Annotated in this window: 13 protein-coding genes and 2 pseudogenes; 8 read left to right on the forward strand and 7 right to left on the reverse strand. The window is 47.8% G+C overall.

Annotation, left to right across the window (positions count from 1 at the left end; translation table 11 throughout):
- Nucleotides 1-526: 526 nt before the first annotated feature.
- Nucleotides 527-1,292, forward strand: a pseudogene (locus IQE94_RS07715) (IS256 family transposase); the annotation flags it as partial.
- A 37-nt stretch (nt 1,293-1,329) separates the two neighbouring features.
- Nucleotides 1,330-2,121, forward strand: a pseudogene (locus IQE94_RS07720) (IS3 family transposase); the annotation flags it as partial.
- 330 nt (nt 2,122-2,451) lie between these two features.
- Here the strand turns inward: IQE94_RS07720 and IQE94_RS07725 are convergent.
- A complete protein-coding gene (locus IQE94_RS07725; RefSeq protein ID WP_212717238.1) occupies nt 2,452-3,198 on the reverse strand; it encodes a hypothetical protein in 747 nt (248 codons plus the stop codon).
- Between the two features lie 151 nt (nt 3,199-3,349).
- Between IQE94_RS07725 and IQE94_RS07730 the strand changes: the two genes are divergently transcribed.
- Nucleotides 3,350-6,148 (forward strand): CHAT domain-containing protein, encoded by a 2,799-nt coding sequence (locus IQE94_RS07730; protein ID WP_223343062.1) that lies wholly within the window; start codon nt 3,350-3,352, stop codon nt 6,146-6,148.
- On the opposite strand, the gene IQE94_RS07735 is transcribed toward IQE94_RS07730, so the two are convergent.
- Entirely contained in the window at nt 6,079-6,837 is a 759-nt protein-coding gene (locus IQE94_RS07735; protein ID WP_223343064.1) for a DUF928 domain-containing protein, read from the reverse strand. The genes IQE94_RS07730 and IQE94_RS07735 overlap by 70 nt on opposite strands.
- 143 nt (nt 6,838-6,980) lie before the next feature.
- Nucleotides 6,981-7,535, reverse strand: a complete 555-nt coding sequence (locus tag IQE94_RS07740; protein ID WP_223343065.1) for a cobalt chelatase — start codon at nt 7,533-7,535, stop codon at nt 6,981-6,983.
- A gap of 191 nt (nt 7,536-7,726) precedes the next feature.
- Here IQE94_RS07740 and IQE94_RS07745 point away from each other — a divergent pair, with 191 nt between their 5' ends.
- From IQE94_RS07745 to IQE94_RS07760, 4 genes are all read left to right on the forward strand, one after another.
- The gene (locus IQE94_RS07745; RefSeq protein ID WP_223343069.1) at nt 7,727-9,976 is read left to right on the forward strand and encodes an ATP-binding protein; all 2,250 of its coding nucleotides are present in this window, start codon (nt 7,727-7,729) and stop codon (nt 9,974-9,976) included.
- Between the two features lie 105 nt (nt 9,977-10,081).
- Nucleotides 10,082-10,294, forward strand: a complete 213-nt coding sequence (locus tag IQE94_RS07750) for an RNA-binding protein hfq (protein ID WP_212717244.1) — start codon at nt 10,082-10,084, stop codon at nt 10,292-10,294.
- A gap of 186 nt (nt 10,295-10,480) precedes the next feature.
- A complete protein-coding gene (locus IQE94_RS07755; protein WP_223343071.1) occupies nt 10,481-11,002 on the forward strand; it encodes a late competence development ComFB family protein in 522 nt (173 codons plus the stop codon).
- A gap of 324 nt (nt 11,003-11,326) precedes the next feature.
- Entirely contained in the window at nt 11,327-12,175 is an 849-nt protein-coding gene (locus IQE94_RS07760) for a M48 family metallopeptidase (protein WP_212717245.1), read from the forward strand.
- Here IQE94_RS07760 and IQE94_RS07765 read toward each other — a convergent pair.
- Nucleotides 12,172-13,470 carry an ATP-binding protein gene (locus IQE94_RS07765; RefSeq protein ID WP_212717246.1) on the reverse strand — a complete coding sequence of 433 codons (1,299 nt, stop codon included), beginning with the start codon at nt 13,468-13,470 and terminating at the stop codon, nt 12,172-12,174. The two genes, IQE94_RS07760 and IQE94_RS07765, sit on opposite strands and share 4 nt — an antisense overlap.
- Before the next feature lie 87 nt (nt 13,471-13,557).
- Complete coding sequence (locus IQE94_RS07770; RefSeq protein WP_190598760.1) at nt 13,558-13,788, reverse strand: hypothetical protein; 231 nt, start codon at nt 13,786-13,788, stop codon at nt 13,558-13,560.
- Nucleotides 13,789-13,963: 175 nt separating this feature from the next.
- Here IQE94_RS07770 and IQE94_RS07775 point away from each other — a divergent pair, with 175 nt between their 5' ends.
- Nucleotides 13,964-15,043: a PIN/TRAM domain-containing protein gene (locus IQE94_RS07775; RefSeq protein WP_212717247.1), complete on the forward strand. Its 1,080-nt coding sequence runs from the start codon at nt 13,964-13,966 to the stop codon at nt 15,041-15,043.
- Between the two features lie 74 nt (nt 15,044-15,117).
- On the opposite strand, the gene IQE94_RS07780 is transcribed toward IQE94_RS07775, so the two are convergent.
- Entirely contained in the window at nt 15,118-15,684 is a 567-nt protein-coding gene (locus IQE94_RS07780; RefSeq protein WP_212717248.1) for a hypothetical protein, read from the reverse strand.
- Between the two features lie 286 nt (nt 15,685-15,970).
- On the reverse strand, nt 15,971-18,493 hold the full coding sequence (locus IQE94_RS07785) for a DUF5777 family beta-barrel protein (protein ID WP_223343072.1): 2,523 nt from the start codon (nt 18,491-18,493) through the stop codon (nt 15,971-15,973).
- Nucleotides 18,494-18,503 lie beyond the last annotated feature (10 nt).

Below are 18,503 nucleotides of genomic sequence, written 5' to 3' on the forward strand. Positions count from 1 at the left end.
CTGACGGTGCGGGCAGTCCCTCCTCCAAACAAAATGATTAACAGCAGTGGGGAAAACTATTACCGTCAATGGAGTTAGAACCAATGGATCAACTCGCAAAAGCACCGCCCCATATTACCTGAATACCGGCTTGCCCCGATAATGTCCCTGGATTAGGTCTAACCGTAACGGAGGTAAATCATCGAAAAATTGCTCCTCCATCAATCCTGACTAACATCTTCCCCGTACTGACGTTCAAATTGGAGAAAGTGGAGGTATATTGCTACTTGTTGAAGTTCCTCTTCAGAAAAGGATTCTAGTTGGTCAGAAATCTGTGGATGTAAATTTTTATTTTTGGACTCTTTGGGCCCAGGTACTTTGAGCTTTTTGGGACTGAACAGAATTTTGTGTAAGGGGAGTAAAATTCAATCAAAAAAAGGAGACCCCAATGGTACGTAAAAAACAACAACCGAATCGCGTCGATGTGTTACTAGATGAGTTTCTAGAAGAGCATAAAACCCCCGAAGAAATTCTGGGAGAGTCAGGACTCCAAAGCGAAGTGACAGATTCAGTAACGGAGGAAGTTAAAGCCTGGCAATCTCGTCCATTAGAGGAGGTGTATGCCATTGTTTACCTAGATGCACTGTATGTAAACATCAAAGTCTCAGGTCGAGTGAGCAAACGGGCAGTGTATGCAGCGTTGGGTATTGACCAGGAGGGAGACAAACAACTACTAGGACTATGGATTGGGGAAGCAGAGGCCGAGGGAGCCAAATTTTGGTTACGAATCCTGACAGAGCTCAAGAATCGGGGGCTAAAGGATATTCTAATTGCCTGTTGTGATGGCTTAAGGGGCTTCCCTAAGGCGATTGAGGCATTTTATCCCCAAACCCAAGCCAACTATGTATTGTCTATTTGATGCGTAATTGCCTTAACTCTGTCCCCTGGAAAGACCCCAAGGCAGTGGCGACAGATTTGAAGCGGCTCTGGATGCTTTTTCCCAGAAATGGGATAAACTTTACCCCGCTATCACTCAAATCTGGCTACGTCATTGGGAGCATGTCATTCCCATTTTTGACTATTCCATGGAAATTCGACGGGTAATCTATACCACCAATGCTATTGAGTCCATGAACCGTTCTTTGCGTAAAGTAATTAAAACCAAAGCCGTTTTTCCCGACGAAGATTCTGTCTTTACGCTATTACATTTAGCCATGAGGAACTTCACTAAAAAATGGCAACGCCCTATCCGAGATTGGCGAGCTGCTGCTTTCCATTTTGCTATTCTTTTTCTTGAACGCTTTTCTCTTTAATTTTCCTCTTTACACAAAATTTAGATCACTTTCGTAAAAAAGGAGATTTATTGAACCACATCACCCACAAATAAGTATTGAACACCAATGTGAATTAATTGGCTTAAACCGCTCAAGTTACTATTATCAAGCCAGGAGGGAAAAATATCTAATACGCAAATTAGATGAACTCTATACCGAGACTCCATTTTATGGGGTAAGACGAATGACGGTTATACTTTGCCAACAGGGAGAAATGGTCAATGCGAAGCGAGTCAGTCGGTTACTCCGACTGATGGGACTAGAGACAATCTACCCTAAACCCAATACTAGTAAAGAAAGCAAGGATTATCCTTACCTGTTCAAGGACTTGGCCATTGACTGCATCAATCAAGTATGGAGTGTAGATATAACCTATATCCGATTAAAAAAAGGCTTCATTTATCTTGTTGCTATTATGGATTGGTATAGCCGTTATGTTTTAGCCTGGCATGTTTCTAACAGTCTTGATGTCTCTTTTTGTATCGAAGCCCTAGAAAAATCTTTTCAGTATGGTTATCCTTCTATTTTCAATACTGACCAAGGAAGTCAGTTTACCAGCTTAGCCTTCACCAATGCCCTACTTGAAAAGAATATTCAGATTAGCCAAGATGGCAAGGGACGTGTCCTTGACAATATTTTTATTGAGCGTCTTTGGCGTTCTTTAAAATACGAGGAAGTTTACCTTAAATCCTATGGCTCTGTTGCCGGAGCTGTTGAGGGAATCACTGATTTCTTTCAACGCCATAACCATCGACGTCCTCATCAATCTTTGGATTACTTAACTCTTGCCAAAGTTCATTTTGCTTGACATTTATATATCCATTTACAGGAGGCAACTTTAATGTATAGTCACTAGTATATTCTCTCGACAACCACTCTATTCCTCTCTCTTCATTTCCTCTTTCCCCTGTCCAGACAATGGGGAGCATCATAGTCCCACCTCTATTGACCCATGGCATGGGTAAGCTCAAAAACTTTAATTATTGGCAGGTCGCCCCCGTCCACACTAAAGCTCGGCTTAAAAAGGGGGACTTTGGTAACATTTTCCCCCTTCCGAAGGGGGGCCAGGGGGGATTAAACAGCCAAAACTCAACTTTTGAAACACGTTCTTGGGGGAAGGCTTTTTGCTGACTATTTTTTAGAAGCCGAATCTGGGCAAGGGAACGGATACCGGCAAACTGGGAATGGGGGGAGAGTAGCTAGCTCCGTTGGTGGAACAACTCAGTCCCGGCAACAAATTAGAGCACATGCCCTGTAAGGCTCCGTCTGGAGTAATGGGAATGCTGAAGCCATTGAACAAACTGCCACTCAACAGAGCTACTAATTCCTCTGGGGTCATGGGAATCACGGAACCGATGATGCCTTCCAACACACTGACCTTTTCCCCCGCCTTAACCTGGGTTGTTTGCCCTGGGTTTTCCGGATCACTAACCAACACAGCCCCTTCTAGAACCTTAATTTCTCCCGATTGACCCTCATTCCGTTCCATCACATACACCGTGCCGGTCACCGCCACACTGACCCCCACCATACAGCCGTTGACGGGGCCACTGGCCAGCAATTGACCCCGTTCCAGCTCTACACATTGACCCACAATCACACTGGCATTTTCGCTCAATCTCCCCGCCGCGCCGTTATTGAACAAGATGCCGGCTCTGGATTTTTTGGTCACTATCACCTGGCCAAATTCTGCTTGATCATCCACTTTTGCCTGGATTTCCTCGATGTAAACCTGGGGACCGTCAATGATTTCTTGCACCACCGCTTGGCTGATTTGAGCTTGGCTGGGGGCCACGGCCCATCCCAGAGCCAGTAACGGGGCAGAAGCGCTGAGCGCACTTATTTTAAGAAGTTTTAAGCTGGGGGAGCTAGGTAGGGTAATCATGGCATAGCACCGGGAAAGGGTCAGTGGGGGAACGTAAAATTGGTTAGGGGGCCAAGGAAGTAGATTTCTCTCTGGGTCTAAACAAGATAGGAAAATTTTTCGCCTCTATCTTAGCTGTTTATCAACATATTTTATTGGAGAAAAAGTGGTCATGGCAGTACGTTTTTTGTTCAACTTGGCCTTTGCTGCTGTGGCCGCAGCTTGCCTTTTAGGGGGTACGGAATGGCGCCAAATATCTTCAGCCCAGTCCTCCCCAGGGGCCATCTTGGATGGAGAAGGTAAAATCATGATCGCCACGGCCCAGCAATATTTTAATCAAGGTCTTAAGCATTATCAGCAGGGTAGCCTAACAGATTTTCAAGTGGCCCAAAGTTCCTGGGAGCAGGCATTGGCCCTCTGGCGCCAGGAAAATAATTTACCCCAGGTGGCGGTCACTTTAAATTTTCTTTGTTTAGTTCAGCGTCAGTTGACCCCACCGGCGGTGGCTTTGGCTTGTTACCAAGAGTTATTAACCGCCGCCCAAACCTTGGAGGATAGCCAAACCGAGGCTAATAGTCTGGTGGCGATCGCCCAATTGCAATTACAACAGGGCAGTTACCAGGAGGCCTTTGAAAGTCTGGAACGGTCTTTACCCCTTTGGCAAAAAGCCAACTTTAAAACGGGGGAGGTGATTAGCCACAATGAATTGGGGCAAATGTATTTAACCCTGGGGGCAACGGCCCAGGCTGAGTATTTTTATAACAAGGCTTTGGAACAGGCCCAATCTTTGGGAAATCGGGGCAATATCGCTGGCATTGAACATAATTTGGCCCAGGTTAAATTCACCAGTGGGGATATCAAAGGAGCTTTAGCCCTCGAAGAAAGTGCTTTCCAACATTGGCAAAGTTTGATCAACGACCTTGGCGATCGGGCCACACCGGATCTTCGACGGGGCCAGGCGGCGGGATTAAATAACCTCGCTTTTATGCAGATGCAAAATCAACAACTTAATGGGGCCAAGGAAAACTATCAAAAAGCGCTGATCATCTGGCAACAATTGGGGGATAAAAATGGGGAAGCCAGTAGCTTAAATAATTTGGGTTATCTAGCCTTTTTGCAGGGGGATTTACCCACAGGGCTCGATTACTATCAACGGGCTCTAACCCTACGACAAATGACTGGCGATCGCCTGAAGGAAAGTTTAACTCGCTATTGGTTGGCAGTAGCTTGGAAGCAACAGGGAAAAGTACCGCAGGCCATGGCAGAAATTGAAAAGGCAATTTATTTAGTGGAAAATCTGCGGCAAGCCATTGGCAACGATGATCTAAGGGCTAGCTTTTTAGCTTCTAAACAGGATTATTATCAGTTTTATATTGACCTGTTAATGGAACAACATCAACGGGAACCTAATCAGGGCTTGGACGGGAAAGCTTTGGTGGTTAGTGAATCAGCAAAGGCTAGATCTTTGTTGGATATTTTGGCCCAAACTCCGGGGAAAATCACCAAGGGAATTTCACCCCAATTATTAAGCCAAAAAGAAACCGTTGAACGACAACTCAATACTCTCCAGGAAAATAAAATTAAGTTATATAGTTCTAATTATGACCCGCAAAAACAAGCAGAGTTAGACCAGGCCATAGCGGATCTATTGCAACGGTATGACCGAGTTTTAGGACAGATTGAGCGACAAAGCCCCGACTACAGCGCCCTTACCCGTCCCCGACCGTTGAACTTGTCCCAAATCCAAGCCCTCTTGGACGATGAAACTCTGTTGCTGGAATATGCCCTGGGAAAGGAACGTAGTTATCTCTGGGTGGTGGGTCAATCCAATCTGCGGAGTTACGTGCTTTCTGGTGCCGACCAGTTGGACGAAGCAATTAAATCATTTCGCCAATCTTTTTTGGAGCCCACCCAGCGCATTCGTCGCTCCCTGGCCGTTAGCCAAGGAGCCCAGTTATATGGCCAGCTAATTCCTGACCCGACAATAATTACGGGAAAAAGATTATTAATTGTGCCCGATGGCGTGTTGCAATATCTACCCTTTGGGGCCTTGGTGACGGTCAATCCCCCCAATCAGCCCCCCACCTATCTAATCGATCGCCATGAATTGGTCACCATGCCTTCTGCTTCCACCCTAAGCATTCTGCGGCAAAATACGGCCCAGAGAGAACCGGCCCCCAATTTGCTGGCCGTATTTGCAGATCCGGTATTCACCGCTAGCGACGAAAGGTTAGGCACGGCGATCGCCCGTCGTCCGGAAAATTTGCCGGTGGATTTGGAACTGTCCGCCAGGGATGCGGGGGTTTATTTTGACCGGCTCCCCTACACCGAACAGGAAGCCGAGCAACTGATCGCTCTCTTTCCTCCGGAAGCAAGTTTAAATGAATTAGGTTTTGAAGCCACCAGGGCTAGAGTTTTTACCGACACCATGGAGCAATACCGTTTTATTCACTTTGCCACCCATGGCATTCTGAATAGTAAAAACCCTCAACTGTCGGGACTGGTACTTTCCCTGTTCAATCCCGCCGGGGAACCCATCAACGGCTTCGTGCGTTTGTACGATATTTTTAATCTCAACCTACCGGCAGACTTAGTGGTGCTCAGTGCGTGCCAAACAGGGCTCGGTCAGGAAATCAGGGGGGAAGGACTGATTGGACTGACTAGGGGATTTATGTATGCTGGGGCTGCCCGGGTAGTGGTCAGCCTTTGGAGTGTGGACGACGAAGCCACCGCCCGTTTGATGACGGAATTTTACCGGAGTTTGTTGCAACAGCAAATGGCCCCCGCGGCTGCTCTGCAATGGGCCCAGCAAAAACTAAAGGAAGACCCCCGCTTTGCTTCTCCCTATTATTGGGCTGGTTTCACCCTCCAGGGGGAATGGCAAAATTTGCCTCCCAGTACTCAGTTGGGCAAGGGCACATCCCCGGCTTCATCAGCACCGACAAAAATAATTGGCACATCGCTGAATTGATCCAGACCCACGGAGCCCAGTAATTCCACCAACTCTTCCCTTTGCTCCGACAAACTGGCCACAATCATGAGAGTGTCTTGCCAAATACCTTGGTTGGCATAGAGATTGGCTTTGCTCAGAGGTTCATTGGTTTCTTCAATCTCCTCTGTTACCTCAACGCTCAACTCCCGGCGTACTAACCCCGCTTCCACCGCACTGCCCACCACTTGGTTATCAATGGTGCAATTAACGGCAAATGCCCAAGCATATTCCCCCCCCGGTTCCAATGCTATATCTGTGGGAACGGCGATCGCCAAAATAGTTTCTCCTTCTGGCACTGCCACGGTTTGGCTGTGAATTAATTCCCCGGCTCCATCTACGAGGACAAATTCCCCTTGCACCCCTCTGTTGGCGGGTACATAAACAAATAGACTAGGGTTGGCCGTAGCGGTAAACGTGTCTTGGCTGGGGGCCACTATTCTGAGGTTGGTGTTGGCCTGGGTGAAACAACTGCCGCCCCTAGTGCCTCCTCCTCCGGAGCTTTGGGTGGTGCCCCGATCGCCAGCTTGGGGGAATCTCAAGCTAATCAGGGTTTCTTCTGGGGTTGGACTGAAGGACAAATCATCAACGCCGGAAGCAATGGTCTGGGGGGCAGTCACCGTAAAGGTTAGGGCAGTGGCTAAAAGAAGATAGAAGGGATGATTAACCATGGCAAATTTAGGGATTGAGGACTTATTGTTCCAGCTTAGCCTAGCTCTACCCAGGGTAACGATGGGATGTTCAGTGGCGAGATTGACCAGTTAAAATTCCCGTTGGCTGGAGGCTAAGGGGCCTGTAGTGGAGAAAAAACCGTTTAAGGACGATAAATTCCCACTTTTGGTACTATTTGGGGGGCAGGGGGCTGATAATTGCAGTCAAAACCATAATCCCCCAACCACATTAAGCCGTGGCGAATATTCTCCGTTCCCCCCTCAGCAAAATATTGCCATAGGGAGTGCACTGCGGTGAGGGGCACCGTGGACTGGTCTATCAGGGATGGATCTGGGCGATCGTCCCCCGGCAAGACAAATAGTTTCAGCCCTGGTTTAGTTTGCGCTAGTTCCCCCAACACTTCTAAGCCATAGGGCCAATAACTTTTTCCCCCCAACAGCCGCACCACAATCACCTCCGCATGGCTCAACACCCGATCACCGTAGTCATCGAGGGAAAAGGACTGTTGCAAATTAAGCAGATTACAAATCCGCAGGGAGGGAAAATTTCCGGGCAATCGGGGCCAAACCTTGGCGATCGTCTGAATATCAGTGTCGGCGGCGGTTAAAAAAATTAGTGGGGCCGGAGTTTGCTCAATGACAATAACCCCTTCCATGGCCGGGGTCCAACCACCGGGAAGACTAACAAGGCGATGCATAATAGTTGAAAATATATGGAAATAAATCTATGAATTAGCAGGGGCTGGCAAAATAATTTCCTTAAAAAAACCTTAGATCTTTAAAAATACTTAGATTTTGACGAGTTAGGCAAAAACCTAGGCATGATGGAAAAAGAAATCCATGGGGCTTGGTCCTTGAATGCCGCTGCCCAGTCTATGTTCAATTCGGCATGCTACCTGCTTTTTCCCCCATTTTCCGTCGACTTTTACCTGCTGTCACCTTTGAGCGCTTGCTCCGTTTTTGGCGTACCCTTGCCCAACAAACAGGGGATGGAGTGCAGTGTTTTGTGGGGGATTTACCCAGTAGTTTGAACCCTTCCCCCGGGCCATCGGTGCTTGAGGCAGAAATTGATCACCGTTTTGCGCTCCTCGTTAGTCCAGGACAATGGGCTTTATTGGAAGGAGAACAAATCTCTCCCCATCATTATGCGGTGTCGATCACCTTTGCACAGGGCATCATCGAAGATTTTATCGACAAGCAAAATTTACCCGTCGCAGCGGAAGCTATGCCCCACCGGCCAGAGGAACAATCTGGTCCCAGCATCGCCGAACAATTGACCCTGGGGCTACTGGAAATTCTCAACAGTGACAGCACCAGCTTTTCCCCAGAGCCTTCCCTCCAAGACAGTTTGCAGGCCAGCCAGGTAAAGGTTCTCAGTCAAGTCATTGCCCAAATTCGTCAAAGCCTAGACCTGGCGGAAATTCTCAATAAGGCCGTGACGGCGGTGCAAAAATTTCTCTTTGTCGATCGCCTAGTCATTTACCAATTTCATTACCATCAGCCATCCCTGGCCCCGGTGGGGGAAGAGCCCACGTCGACTAAGCCCCGCCAGCAGTACGGGGAGGTGACCTACGAAGCGCGGCGATCGCCAGAAATTGACACCATGTTGGGAATCATGACTGAAAATGATTGTTTTTCCCAGGTGCTCAGCTACGAACAAAAATACCTCAAGGGCGCAGTGGTGGCGGTCAATGACATTGAAAACCACTACTCTTCCTCCTATTGTTTAGTTGGACTGCTACAACGCTATCAAGTACGGGCCAAATTGGTTGCTCCCATTATCGTTGAAGAACAGCTTTGGGGTTTGTTGATTGCTCACCAGTGTCACCATCCCCGGCAATGGTTGGACAGCGAAAAGAATTTTTTGGGTCAAATTGGCGAACACCTAGCCGTAGCGATTGTTCAGTCCCTACTGTATAGCGAAGTGCAAAATCAGAAAAATAACTTTGAAAAACGGGTAATTGAACGAACCAAGGAATTGCGGGATACACTCATGGCGGCCCAGGCGGCTAACCTCCTCAAAAGTCAATTTATTAACAATATTTCCCATGAATTACGTACTCCATTAACTAGTATTATTGGTCTTTCTGGTACCCTATTGAGGTGGTTTGATCATCCCACATCTTTGCCACCGGCTAAGCAACAATATTACCTGCTAAATATACAGGAAAATGGCAAAAAACTGTTGAATCAGATTAATAGCATTATCCAACTTTCCCAGCTTGAATCTGGTCAAACAGCCCTTAACAGTCAATCTTTTTCCCTACACACCCTAGCCCAGACAGTGATCCATTCCCTAATGGGGGTGGCGGTTAAACAACAAATTAATTTAGAGCTAGACTACCAAATTAATTTAGGCCAGGATCAATTCTGTGCTGACCAGGAAAGGCTGGATCAAATTTTGACCCAACTACTCAACAATGCACTGAAATTTACCCCGGCGGAAGGCACAGTTATTCTCCGTATTTGGAAAGAAAAGAACCAGGCTATTTTTCAGGTGGAAGATACGGGCATTGGCATCAATGAACAACAGTTGCCGGTGTTGTTTGAGGCCTTTAAAGTAGTGGGGGACAGCTACACTAGCTTTTATGAAACCGGCGGGGTAGGCCTCGCTTTAACCAAACAGTTGGTGGAGCTCCATGGTGGTTACATTGAAGTGGAATCCAGTCCTGGGCAGGGGACAATTTTCACCACCATAATTCCTCAACAGAGTTTACCCCTGGCTACCAAGGGACCAGTCCAAAATAAGTTGGATGCGGTTATGCCCTTTAATTCCAGTGTGATTGTCATCGAACAGGATGAGGAAATTGCCACACTGATTTGTGAATTATTGACCGTGGCTAACTATCAAGTCATCTGGTTAATTGATACCACCAATGCCCTGCAACAGGTAGAACTGTTACAACCGGGCTTGATTATTGTGGATGGGGATTTTGCCGATGTAACGGAAGTAACCAGAGGAATTAAAAATTCCCGGCGTATCAGTAAAGTCACGGTTTTTTTGTTGAGTGAGTCTCTATCATCAGCGGAGTGGCAAGCATTGTCCCAAAAGGGCATTGATGATTACTTGCTTAAACCTCTCCAGCCAGAATTACTTTTGCAACGGGTTCAGAGCATCCCACAGGAGCCTCTCCGCTAAATTTGTTGATGGTTAATACTCTGACTGTGGGCAGATGTTTTTTGGGGTTTCCATCCTCGAAATACCGTTAACATATTAAGATTGAGGGGAGTTGCAGGAAAACCGATGAGTAAATTTGATAGCGGATTACCCAGTGTCCGCCAAGTACAACTTTTGATCAAAGATCAAGCCCCGGTGGAAGTCAAACTGCTAACGGGGGATTCTATCTTCGGTGTTATTCGTTGGCAAGATACCGATGGCCTCGGGCTGGTCGATGACTCGGAACGTTCCACCATTGTGCGCCTAGCGGCGATCGCCTACATTACCCCCCGCCGTTAGGAATTAATAATCCGGCCAAAGCAATGGATGGCCAAAGATATGATTAAACAGCTATTGTTAAACCATGTTTTTGTGGCCCGTTGATAGAACTGAGCTAACAGCTAAACTCCATGGCCGGCAACTGTCCCAGAACTCTGTCCTTTTTTCTTCCCAAAGTCAGCCCTTCCACTCCGAATTAAGTCCCCCATGAGCATCCAAGAAATCTTTGCTAAAGCCATCCAGGATGGATACCTCACCCCCGCTATGGAAGCAGAAGTGGGGCGTCTTTGTGAAAGTGGGGTGGATTTGGATCAAGGGGAATACGAAGCGCTCGATCTCCTGATGGCGGCCCTGTTGGCCGGGGACGTAGTTGCCATGCCCCACAAACAATTCATTAACGTCATGGAAGAAATGGTCCTGACTGAGGTGGTTTCCCAGGTGTCTAAATATCAGAAAACCACGGAAAAACAACCTGATATTGCTGACATTGCCGCCTATGCCCTCAACCGCTTACCACCTCTGTACGCCACCTCCGAAGAAGGGGCCGAATATCAACGTCAACGGGCTTCCGAAGAACTGGAATTCCTCATTCAACAACAGGTGAAAGAAGGACTGGGTCGATACTTTGACCGCCCTCAAATCGCCGACCGTAAGCCCCTAGAACCATTGGTTAAGCAGGATCTGATCAGCCAAATGGCGCTTCTGTTAGAAGCCCTAGCCCAGGATTAACCACAACACAAAACCGGGGCCATGGCCGTGAACCACGATAAAAATAGTACAAAGTAGCGAGAAATTGAAGGAAACCTAGGTGACGAAGGATTTAGTCCAGTGGATCAACTGGATTAGAGCAAATTAGGAACTGCCATAGGGTGAAGGGAGGCTCTGGGTTCTCGGCTATAGGATTTATTTATCCGTCGATGGCTGTCCTTGGCCTGGTAATGATTAGTAAGCTTGTTGTGGCCGACTCTACCCTAATTTATTCTCCCTAACTTTTCTTTTACCTATCCATGGCAGCCCTGGCGGTTACTGTGAACTAATTGGGCCTAATTCGAGATGGGTTTTCGTCGTCGCTATCAAAATTTTTTTGCTTGGATTCTCACCGTTGTTCTCACCGCCACTGTCACCGTTGGCATTGCTTCTCCAGCGGGGGCCCAATCCTGGATGAATTTATTGCTCCAAGGACTACAGGTGATTCAACTTTCCAATCTTTCTGACCAGCAGGAAGTACGGTTGGGGCAACAGATTAATCAGCAACTTTACCAGCGGGGAGAATTTCGTCCCCACGGCGATCGCCAATTGCAGAGTTACATCAACGAAATTGGCCAACGATTAGCCCGTACCAGTAGCCGACCCAATATCCCCTACACATTCCAGGTGGTGGATGACCGCAGAATTAACGCCTTTGCCACCATGGGGGGCTTTGTTTACGTTAATACTGGCCTGATTGCCGCCGCCGAAAATGAAGCTGAGTTGGCCAGCGTCATCGCCCACGAAATTGCCCACATTGCCGAGCGCCATGCCGTGACCAGAATGCGGGATGTGGGTCTTTCCCAGGGATTAATTTCCGCTGCTGGTATGCGGGAAAATAACATTGTCCAGATGGCGATGCAACTGGGCTTTAATCTGCCCATGAGTCGGGAAGATGAATTAAGCGCCGATGCCATGGGGCTAAGGAACCTAGTGCGGGCAGGCTATGCCCCTGCGGGCATGGTTAGTTTCATGGAAAAATTACGGCGACAGAGTGGTGCCGCTCCAGAGTTCCTCAGCAGTCATCCCCTGACCCAAAATCGCATTACCTCACTGCAGAGGAGTATTCCGCCCCAATACCTTTACCAAGGGGATGGGTTGGACTCCCAAGCCTATAGTCGACGCATTGGCCGCCAAGCCTCCACCCTCCGTTAGGGTAATTCCTCTAGCAAAACAGTGAAGGTGACGGTGGACCCCAGTCCTTCCCCCATACTAAAAAAGGCCACTTTACCCCCCATGGTTTCCACCAACTTTTGGGAAATTACCAGTCCCAATCCCGTACCGCCATAGGCTTTTGAGTGGGAGCCATCAATTTGCACAAATTTTTTAAATAACTTGGACTGTTGCTCCAGGGAAACCCCAATCCCCGTATCTCCCACGCTCACTTTTAATAGTCCTGGTTTTTGTACCCCTTCCCAGACGACAGTGCGGGGCACCACTTCCACCGTCACTGTAATACCCCCTTCATGGGTAAATTTGAGGGCGTTGCCGACAATATTCAGCATCACCTGTAACAACCAACGCTGATTGCCGTAAACCGCCAAGGGCCTTTGGGGAGGAACAGTTAGGCAAAAGCTGAGACCCTTATTTTGGGCTTGGGGCAGGGCAAAATTTTCCGTCGCCTGGAGCACTTCACCAAAATCCACCACTTCCAATTCAATGCCCACCCGCCCCGCTTCAATTTTAGCTAGGTCGAGGATGTCGTTAATTAAATTCAGCAGTAACAGGGCAGACTGGTAAGCTTCTTCGATAAATTCGTGTTTTTCCGCCTCCGAATCCGCCATGTCATCTAAAATTAGCCGCAAAAAGCCGATGATGCCATTTAATGGAGTGCGGAGTTCATGGGTGGTGCTGGCCAGGAATTCACTTTTGAGCCGAGATGCTTCTTCCGCCGCTTTGGTGGCCTGTCTTAATTCCTGGTAGAGGGTGGCATGGGCGATCGCCGTTCCAGTTTGCTCGGCCAATTCCTGGAGCAGGGCTTCCGTTTCTGGATGCCAAGGGCCAGGGGCTGGGCCCAGTTGTTGCAAACAGAGATAGCCGTTGGCTTGGTCTTGGTAGAGGGTAGGGAAAATCCACAGTCCCGCCAAATCCTCCCCTTGAAACTGAATATCGTAGAGAGTGAGGGGTTGGTGTTGCTCAAATAGCCGCCGCCAAATTTCACTTTCCTCCGGCACAATCAGGTTGGTAAAGGCCGCTACCGTAGGCTGACAGAATTCCGCTTCTATCTGTAGGTGGCGACTTTGGGCATCTCTAGTCAACAGCAGGCAACGGCTTACTCCCAAGGTAGAGCCAATACTATCCACCGCCTCTTGCCAAATGGTGGGTAGATGGAGGCTATTGCGTCGGATCCTTTTGGCGATCGCCGTCAACTGGGAAATAACAGGGGGGTGCAGAGGATCCAAAGAAGAAAATCTGAGGGTGGATTCCGTCAAATCGCTCGGCTGTCCCATGTCAAAAAATGGTTAAGTGGTGGAGTCAGCGGGAGAAATAGCATAACCAACCATGGAGTCTATCTCTCCCTGAGAAAGCCAAAAAAGTTAGTCGTTCCATTCTCCCCGGGGGGGAACGGGGGGATTGCGGCGCAAATTGCGGGTTAGCTCATCGTCCCGTTGTTTTTCCCCCCTTAGCCATTGCTTCACAGCCATTTCAATTACCCGATTCGGCTCATTGGTCAAATGCTGAATTTGATCCATCAGATCCGAGTCCAACTGAATGGAAACTTCTATTTTTTCAGAGTCCCGAAGCGAGGCAGAGGTATTGTCATTCATGGCGTTAGAAACGAGGTCTTCACCAATTATAGTATCCCATCAGTTTCAGGCCAGGCGGATATAATATATGGAACTTCAGGAAAAGTTACCAATTGGAAAAATCCATCCAGATTGAACAATTTTTGTAAACCTCCTGCCGCCTCCAAGTTATCAACGCCAGCTCCATAACTCTGCCATGTTAGACGCCGTTATTATTCTCCTCTCCATTTTCACCTTTGCAGGGGTCGGCTTCGCCGTGGTGGATCTGTTACCGGATTCCGTCCAGATGCAAATTTCTAACATGGACGCCCTGCGTTGGCTGGCGGCGGGTTTCATGTCCATTATCGGCCTGGCGATCGGGCTGGTGGCCCAAACTACCTACCGCAGATTGGAAAACCAGATTCGCCAAACCCCCATTGAAACCATTCTCACTAGGGCAGTGGGTTTAGTCATTGGTTTGTTGATTGCCAACCTCATGCTAGCCCCCATTTTTTTGTTACCCATTCCCGGGGAATTTTCGTTTATTAAGCCCACCCTGGCAGTGTTTGGCAGTATTATTTTTGCCTTTCTTGGCATCAGTTTGGCCGACACCCATGGCCGCACCTTTATGCGCCTCATTAACCCCAACAGCATTGAAACCATGTTGTTGGCCGAGGGCACCCTCAAACCCATCGCGCCCAAAATTGTTGATACCAGTTGCATTATTGACGGCCGCATTGAACCCCTATTGGCTACCGGTTTTATTGAAGGCCAAGTATTAGTGCCCCAATTTGTCTTGGCGGAACTACAACAATTAGCCGATGCGAGCAACGACCAAAAACGGGTGCGAGGCCGGCGGGGCTTAGATATTCTTGGCAGTATCCAGGCGGATTTTCCCGAAAGCATTGTCATTCATTCCGCTGATTATGAAGACATTGCCACTGTGGACGCCAAACTAGTCCATTTGGCTCAGGAAATCAATGGCATTTTACTGACCAATGATTACAACCTCAGCAAAGTTGCCAATTTGCAGAAAGTACAAATTCTCAACGTTAACGATTTAGCCCAGGCCGTGCGCCCCATTTACCTGCCAGGGGATTCCCTCGCCTTAAAAATCGTCAAACAAGGCAAGGAAGCTTCCCAGGGAGTAGGTTACCTAGAAGATGGCACCATGGTGGTGGTGGAAGAAGGACGCAACCATGTGGGCTCAGAATTGCAGGTCATTGTCACTTCAGCTTTACAAACCTCCGCTGGTCGGATGATTTTTGCTAAAACTCCTTCAGTACTAGCTTCGTAGGCGCACAATCCCCCTTCCTCGGGCAGGGCAAAAACTATTTTCAGTGGCATTTGCCTGTTTAGATCAGCCTTTGCCTAGGGGGCATCCTGCCATTGGGGAGCCAAGGTAATAAAATCAAAAACCTCTGCCCCGGGGTGACAAGTGACACAGGTATTGCTTGTTACCTCCTCTGGCATGGGCACCCTTGGGTGTAGAGCCTTAAAAAAGCGCGATTTCTCCGCATAGAGGGGAACCGGGTTATTGGGGGGCAATGGTCGGGAAAACGTACTCACATAATCCCAAATAAGTAACTGGGTCAAGCGATTAATGTTGGGAATGCTGACCCCATAATGAACATCCGGACGGCGCAAAATTTCCTGCCAAGATTCCAGGGGCAACACTTCCGGCGGTAGAGCAATATGACAGCTAGTGCAGGTTTCAATATAGGACTCAAAACCAGGAAGGTAACGGGTAGGAATCGGATCAACGGAACGGGGATTTTCTGGGATGACTGGGGGCAAATTCTGTGGAATGCTTGCCTGGGCTATTAAGCTATCCTTCGGTTGACCATGGGGAGCCCAGGTCTGGGCCATCGCCCAACCACCACTAAAGGAAAGAAAAATGAGAACTAATCCTGTCAGAACCACTGGCCAAATTCGCATGGTTGTTTCCGATTACACCAATCCATCAATTAAGATCATTTGTCCGGGGACATGGTCCGAAGACCCCACAATTTTAGCAGTCCCCACCGGCACACCGTTTTTTCCCCTCTTCTCTGAGCCCAAGATCCATAGCTGTGCCTGCTTGGAATTTAGAAAAGGATAGGGCGGAGATTTTACGTCTATGGCTATATGGCTAAGCGGAAGATCCGCCATAAATCTTAATTGCCCTATTCCAGAAAGTCAAAACCTAAGATTTATTGGCCCAAGGGAGAAAGAAATAGATTTGCTATTTACTAGAGCCCTGTCCAAAGCGCCATTGTATGCCTGCGGAGAAGCGGGTGCCCGGCTCCGCCAGTAATTCTCCTAAATCAAGTTGACTGGTGGCATTGGTGCCTATTAAATCGATCCCCAAGTTTTCCAAAGGGAATAGTCTTAAACCGGCTGACCATACCAGTCTTTCACCAGTCACAAGGGGAGTCACTTCCGCAATTAGTTGTATGGCAGGGGAAATCTGATAATTCGCCCCTAACCCCAAACCCACCGGAGTTTTGCCACCAGTAATTGCAGCCTTGGGAGAAAATAGCAAAGCTAATTGATTATTGACTTCATACATAAAGGGAAATTCAAGCATAAAATATCCTTGTTCTGCTTCACTGATATCACGACCACCAGTCAAACGGCCACTGATTGAGAGGGGATCCCCATCGGCTTGGTTTAAAAATAAAAGCTTGCCCCCTAAACGCCATTGGGTCGCTGTTCCCTGGGATGAGTCTATAACTGATTGGGTGTCAAAACCACCAATGGAAGAAAGGAGCAACTCCATTTGGAAATTTTGCAGTACGCTGTAAAAAATTCCTCCCCCTATACTACCCCCCGTATCCGCTGTAAAACGTATGCCAAAATCATCGGTGGGAAAAACATAGGGAGTTGTTAGCGTAAACCAGTCGAACAGTAATCTTTTTTGTCGGTCGGTATAGTCAACATGATAAATTTCTTTGGCAAGGGGGGCTATCTTGAACTGGGCTCCTAACAGAATTTCATTAGCGGCGGTGGGTAAAGTTAAAATACCAGTTGCCGGGGTACCCCCAAAGGAGTTGGTTAAGCTCAACTCAAAACCGACGGCTTTACTAAAGGCATAATTGGCACCAAAAGACCAAATGGGAGTTTTGGATATTTCCCTGGATGTGTTGATAGAATTGCCTCCGGACAATGGGACTATAGTATTACCAAAAAGAGAAAGCTGTTCGGAAACACGCCAATTTGCCCCTAATCCGAGGCTAAAGACTGTGCCGTAAAAGGGAATGCTATTGAGACTATCAGAAAAAATATTAACTGCCGGGGTAAAAGTAACCTGAAACTGTTCGCTCAAGTTATAGGAAATGGGGAGTTGTACAGTCCCGGCAACAGTTCTACTCAAGGTGGGAGAATTGGCATTATTGAATAGTCCAGGACCACTGTAAATTTGAAACTGCTCAATGGAACCTAGGATATTAATACCCCAGTTTTCATCGTCGTAAATGTTGTATTTTAGGTTCGGACCTGTAGATTGATATAACTGCTCAATAAAAGATCCATTGACAGCATTGTAGGTGGGGTCGTCATTGTACATAAAGGACCAACCCACCTGCAGGTCGTTAGTGAGTCCCCAATCAGCGTAAATAAAGTAGGTTTGATTGCCCGTGCCTGGCCCACCAAAAGTTTGGGTTTGGCCAAATGTGCCCAATACTTGTCCTTGCAAAAGCTGGTTAGCGGTGGGCAGGTTTAATATTCTTAAGGGTTGACGCAATAAAGGCGTGGTAATTTCAGATTCTTCTGGGGTAGATTCTTCTACCATTTCCTCTTGGACAAATTCAACAGTATCCAGGGTTTCGGTTTCTGTGATGTTGACTTCTGGTGCTTCTATTTGATCAGTTTGAACTACTTCTACTTTTTCTTGACTACCATTGTTTTCTATCTGTGTTGCTAGAACTTCCGTGGTACTTACTTCAGAAGAAGTTGTTGGCTCAATGGGGCCAGTAACAATGTCAAGTTCATTGGTTTGGTTAAGCCCAGAAGATTCTTCTGTGGCCGCATTCTGGGCAGATTCAGTAACAGTTGTCTCCACACTTGTTGCTTCTGTTTCTCCGCCGATCGTCGTTGCCTCAGAAACCATTAAAGTTTCTTCAGTGGATAATTCCCCTTGACTGACCTCTTCTCTAACTTCTAAGGTTTCCCCGGTGCTTGCGATCGCTGTGGGAGCTAGGAGCAAACCTTGGCTATGGAAGCGGACAGCCCAACTCTGTTCCTGAGCATTAAGACTAACTTCCACCACACCCCGGTCTAATTGCTTAATTTTGAGGCGACGTTTCATCAGAGTACCATCGGGGCCGGCATTGTCCTGGTTGATGGGGATGGAATCGGCTAATTTCACTCCTTCTACCACCAGAGCTAAACGATTGGTGCGGGAATCTAGGGTTAGCTCGGCGGCAGTTTGTTGCCCGTTAATGTGCAAAATTACGTTATCAATGGTGAGGGTAACGGCTTGGAGAACAGCAAAATTATCCTCCTCTTCTTCGACAATTAAAATGGAACGATCGCCTGATAGACTGGGACGTTGGCTAAGCAGGGTGGCTAGAGAAAGAGAAGTAGTCGAGCTGTAATAGTTGTTTGGAGTGAAGATAGGGGGAATTTTTTCGTTAGGGACTAATGATAGGTCAGCCAAAGCCGGCGGAGAACTGATACTATGGTGATCCGTGTCGCTACTCCAACCTCCGAGCATCAACCATGTTCCTAGAAGACCAAGCATTTGAGCTGGTTTGTTAAAAGTCATGCGATTTTTC

It is taken from the genome of Synechocystis sp. PCC 7339, assembly GCF_019924095.1.
Taxonomy (GTDB): domain Bacteria; phylum Cyanobacteriota; class Cyanobacteriia; order Cyanobacteriales; family Microcystaceae; genus Synechocystis.

What these genes read in the sequence shown, in the direction of transcription:
- IQE94_RS07775 (WP_212717247.1), top strand. Translation starts at nt 13,964, where the DNA reads ATGTTAGACGCCGTTATTATTCTCCTCTCCATTTTCACCTTTGCAGGG.
- IQE94_RS07740 (WP_223343065.1), bottom strand. Translation starts at nt 7,535, where the DNA reads ATGCATCGCCTTGTTAGTCTTCCCGGTGGTTGGACCCCGGCCATGGAA.
- IQE94_RS07745 (WP_223343069.1), top strand. Translation starts at nt 7,727, where the DNA reads ATGCTACCTGCTTTTTCCCCCATTTTCCGTCGACTTTTACCTGCTGTC.
- IQE94_RS07755 (WP_223343071.1), top strand. Translation starts at nt 10,481, where the DNA reads ATGAGCATCCAAGAAATCTTTGCTAAAGCCATCCAGGATGGATACCTC.
- IQE94_RS07750 (WP_212717244.1), top strand. Translation starts at nt 10,082, where the DNA reads ATGAGTAAATTTGATAGCGGATTACCCAGTGTCCGCCAAGTACAACTT.
- IQE94_RS07735 (WP_223343064.1), bottom strand. Translation starts at nt 6,837, where the DNA reads ATGGTTAATCATCCCTTCTATCTTCTTTTAGCCACTGCCCTAACCTTT.
- IQE94_RS07760 (WP_212717245.1), top strand. Translation starts at nt 11,327, where the DNA reads ATGGGTTTTCGTCGTCGCTATCAAAATTTTTTTGCTTGGATTCTCACC.
- IQE94_RS07770 (WP_190598760.1), bottom strand. Translation starts at nt 13,788, where the DNA reads ATGAATGACAATACCTCTGCCTCGCTTCGGGACTCTGAAAAAATAGAA.
- IQE94_RS07765 (WP_212717246.1), bottom strand. Translation starts at nt 13,470, where the DNA reads ATGGGACAGCCGAGCGATTTGACGGAATCCACCCTCAGATTTTCTTCT.
- IQE94_RS07730 (WP_223343062.1), top strand. Translation starts at nt 3,350, where the DNA reads ATGGCAGTACGTTTTTTGTTCAACTTGGCCTTTGCTGCTGTGGCCGCA.
- IQE94_RS07785 (WP_223343072.1), bottom strand. Translation starts at nt 18,493, where the DNA reads ATGACTTTTAACAAACCAGCTCAAATGCTTGGTCTTCTAGGAACATGG.
- IQE94_RS07725 (WP_212717238.1), bottom strand. Translation starts at nt 3,198, where the DNA reads ATGATTACCCTACCTAGCTCCCCCAGCTTAAAACTTCTTAAAATAAGT.
- IQE94_RS07780 (WP_212717248.1), bottom strand. Translation starts at nt 15,684, where the DNA reads ATGCGAATTTGGCCAGTGGTTCTGACAGGATTAGTTCTCATTTTTCTT.